The following is a 2,964-nucleotide window of genomic DNA, read 5'->3' on the forward strand; positions in this document are numbered from 1 at the left end:
GACACGCCTCGTACTCCGACGCCAGTACGCCCGTTTACTCCCGCCGTGAGACGCCCGCACCGCCCTTCCCCGGCACGGTAGAACTGGTCGACGTCGGCGAAGATGACGGCCTGTTCTGGTGTGGACCACCGTCGGGTCTGTGCTGCGACGAGTTGGATGAACGATTCGGTGTCGGTGACCGTGGTTGTTCCTCGTTGACGGCGCGGTGCCGGGAGGTACTGCTCGAACGAGTTGGTGACCACCCTTTCACCGCCGTAGCCTTCGGCGATCGTGAAGGTGTGAATGTCGATCGGGTCCGGGGTGACGGCGTGGCCTCGGTCGACGGACTGCTTTGCCAGGTTGGCGACTACTTCGTTCTCTCTAGTATCGCGCTCTGCATTAGACATCTTGGTCAGGCTTCTTTCTTCTCGGTAGGGTCGGGTACTGCGGCCATTCGGTTCTCGTTCGCTTCCCACATCGCCAGCTGGTGCGGATCCTGGCGCGTCGGGTTGCCTTCCTTGTCGACGAAGAACAGCGTTTCGGCGCGCTCGGCCTGCGGGAGCTTCGCGGTGACATTGGTCGAGAACCGGAGCATGTCGGTCTTGTTGTCGGGTGTGATCTTGATCGAGAGATTCAGCGCGCCTCCCTTGCCGGTACTGCGCGCCGCTGCGATCAGTTCATGGAGGCGGTCGGTGAGCTCGTTGTGAACTCTGCCTTTGTCGAGTTCTTGCAGTGTCGCTGCAAATGCGCGCGCAACCTGCTCGTCGGTGGTGTCACTCATCGGTGGTGCTCTTTCCTGTCGGCGATGTATGCCCGCGCGGCTGCGAGGGCGTCGGCCTTGCTGTCTGCGATGAAGATGTCGTTGGCGGTGGCCCGGTCCAATTTGAGGAGTTGGCGGGCCAGGTCGTAGATCCCGATGTCTTCGTCGTGGTACGTGGCCCATGTTTTGAAACCGGTCCCGTTGATGGCGGCGCCGGCGAAAATGCAGAGCCATCCGGCGATGCCGCCGACTGTTCCGTCGTGCCAGTGGTATTCGGTGTGCTTGTCGGGGTTCTCTTGCAGGTAGAGAACCGTCGCTTCGAGTAGCTGCAGGGGATTGCGCAACGGTTGGGCCTTTCGGGGATGTGCCGGTAGGCGGTCAGAACGGTGGTTCGTCGCTGCTCGCGCCGCTGTATCCGTTGCTGGTGCCGCTGCCGTAGGTTCCCTGCCCTCCCCCGTCGCTTTTGGCGGTACGGGTCGCTTTGGCGGTGGCGTTCTTGAGGTTCGGTCCGATCGCGTAGATGGCGAGTGTGACCGAGAAGCCTTGGCCGGTGCCGTCGCGTTTGTCGTAGGTGTCGGTGTCGAGTTCGCCGGAGACGATCACTTCGTCGCCTTTGCTCAGCGATTCGGCAATGTTCTCGGCGAACTGTTCCCAAGCGGTGCCTTTGACGAACAGTGTCGGTCCGTCTTTCCATTCCTGGGTGGCTCGGTCCTTGATTCTCTTGTTGAACGCGAGGTCGAGGTTGACGACGGCTTTGCCGCCGCCGGTGAATCGGATCTCGGGATCACGTGTGAGGCGGGCGGTTTCGCCTCGGATGACGGGTAGTGCCATGGTCAGTCTGCTTTCTTCTTGTTGTGCCATTCGGTGACGTGCCGGGCGACGAGTTTCAGTGTCGGGTCGCGCACCCAGCGTTTGGCTTCGTCGAGGGTGCACGGGACGATGAGGCCGTCGGGCCAGCGGAGTCCGTATTCGATGGTCGGTTCTGGCGCTGATTGGCCGAGTGGTGCTGTCGCGATGGTCTTTTCGAGTTGGTCGGCGAAGTTCGCGTACTGCGTCGCTTCGCGGGTTCGGCCGCGGTGGTAGAGCTTGCGGGCGGTGACCTTCCAGTGCTCTGCGAGTGCCTGGAACTCGGCGAGAGCGTCGCGGGCGGGCATGCTCAGCTCATTCCTCTCGTTGGTTTGCCGTCGATGTCGGTCAGTGGGCTGGTTCGAGCTGTTTGGTTTCCAGGGCTGCGACGACGGCGGGGATCAGGTTGGTTGCGGCCGATTTCAGGTCGGCGGGCAGGTCTGGCCAGTCCGGGTCGCCGGGCTCGCGGTCGAGGTCGTAGGCCTGCCGGATCAGGTGTTCGGCATGTTCCTCGAGGGTCATCGGACCCACCCTCGCTGGTTGGCGAGGACGTCGGCGATGGCGCGGGCTTCGTCGGGGGTGAGTCGTGTGCCGGTGGCGAAGCGGGCGCAGACGCGCAGGTCGTAGGCCAGGTCCGTGATCATTTCCTCGTGCTGGGCGACGGTGGGGCCGCAGACGTGGACGGCGTTCGGGGTGCGGCCGGGCGTTTCGGTCATCGGGGCACGCTCGCGGTGAGTGCGATGAGGAGGCCGAAGATGCCGGCGATGCCGACAGCGAGGGCGGCGGTGAGCGGGAGTGCGCTGCCGAGATCCATGAGTGATGCGGCGGTGAGTGCGGCGCCGATGGTCGCGGTGGCGGTCGCGGCGGTGAGTTTGGCGTTCATGCGCTGGCCTGTTCTGTGGTGGCTTCCCAGAGGATGTAGCCGAGGGTGGATTTTCCTGCCCTGCGGATGCGCCCCTGTTTGTGTGCGAGTCGGACTAGTGAGTTGGTGGCGTATTTGCTGTCGCCTTCGGGGAGCGATTCACAGGTGAACGGCTGCCGTGCGGCGATGAGTCGGTCGATGGTGCGTTGTACGTGGAGGTTCCGGCCAAGAAGCGGTGGTTGGTAGTTCGCTGTCCGGAGGTGTTTGCGAAGGGTCTCCCGGTCGAGTCCGAGCCGTTCGGCGATGACGTCTTCGGGGTGGCCTGTGGTGTGGAGCCAGTGGTAGTTGTCGGCCACGATGTGGGGGTCGTGGCCGACGTTCCCTGGTGGGGCTTTGGGTGCGGGGACGAGGTCGTCGAAGCTGATGTCGGCTTCTACCTCGAAGGTGGTGCTCATAGCTGGAGCAGGGAGGTGACGTCCTCGCCGCTGCCGCCCTCACGCAGGCCGATGAGATCGGA

Annotated in this window: 9 protein-coding genes; all 9 read right to left on the bottom strand. The window is 63.8% G+C overall.

Going from position 1 to position 2,964, the window contains the following annotated elements; genetic code table 11:
- Nucleotides 1-386: hypothetical protein (locus ABT116_RS41580; protein ID WP_351645511.1), on the bottom strand; the 386-nt coding region annotated here is incomplete at its 3' end.
- 5 nt (nucleotides 387-391) lie between these two features.
- Nucleotides 392-760, bottom strand: coding sequence for a YfdP family phage-associated protein (locus tag ABT116_RS41585; protein WP_021343820.1), 369 nt, complete (start codon nucleotides 758-760; stop codon nucleotides 392-394).
- The gene (locus ABT116_RS41590; protein WP_234551492.1) at nucleotides 757-1,083 is read right to left on the bottom strand and encodes a hypothetical protein; all 327 of its coding nucleotides are present in this window, start codon (nucleotides 1,081-1,083) and stop codon (nucleotides 757-759) included. Before ABT116_RS41590 ends, ABT116_RS41585 begins: the two co-directional genes overlap by 4 nt.
- A gap of 34 nt (nucleotides 1,084-1,117) precedes the next feature.
- A complete protein-coding gene (ssb, locus tag ABT116_RS41595) occupies nucleotides 1,118-1,570 on the bottom strand; it encodes a single-stranded DNA-binding protein (RefSeq protein WP_351645515.1) in 453 nt (150 codons plus the stop codon).
- Between the two features lie 2 nt (nucleotides 1,571-1,572).
- Nucleotides 1,573-1,893 (bottom strand): hypothetical protein, encoded by a 321-nt coding sequence (locus tag ABT116_RS41600; protein ID WP_116102957.1) that lies wholly within the window; start codon nucleotides 1,891-1,893, stop codon nucleotides 1,573-1,575.
- 40 nt (nucleotides 1,894-1,933) lie between these two features.
- Nucleotides 1,934-2,107, bottom strand: a complete 174-nt coding sequence (locus ABT116_RS41605; protein WP_351645519.1) for a hypothetical protein — start codon at nucleotides 2,105-2,107, stop codon at nucleotides 1,934-1,936.
- A complete protein-coding gene (locus ABT116_RS41610) occupies nucleotides 2,104-2,301 on the bottom strand; it encodes a hypothetical protein (RefSeq protein ID WP_351645522.1) in 198 nt (65 codons plus the stop codon). The genes ABT116_RS41605 and ABT116_RS41610 overlap by 4 nt, the downstream gene beginning before the upstream one ends.
- Nucleotides 2,298-2,468 (bottom strand): hypothetical protein, encoded by a 171-nt coding sequence (locus ABT116_RS41615; RefSeq protein WP_351645525.1) that lies wholly within the window; start codon nucleotides 2,466-2,468, stop codon nucleotides 2,298-2,300. The genes ABT116_RS41610 and ABT116_RS41615 overlap by 4 nt, the downstream gene beginning before the upstream one ends.
- Complete coding sequence (locus ABT116_RS41620) at nucleotides 2,465-2,902, bottom strand: hypothetical protein (protein WP_351645528.1); 438 nt, start codon at nucleotides 2,900-2,902, stop codon at nucleotides 2,465-2,467. Before ABT116_RS41620 ends, ABT116_RS41615 begins: the two co-directional genes overlap by 4 nt.
- Nucleotides 2,903-2,964 lie beyond the last annotated feature (62 nt).

Origin of the sequence: Streptomyces sp. NPDC002130 (genome assembly GCF_040296465.1) — a bacterium.
Lineage (GTDB): Bacteria > Actinomycetota > Actinomycetes > Streptomycetales > Streptomycetaceae > Streptomyces.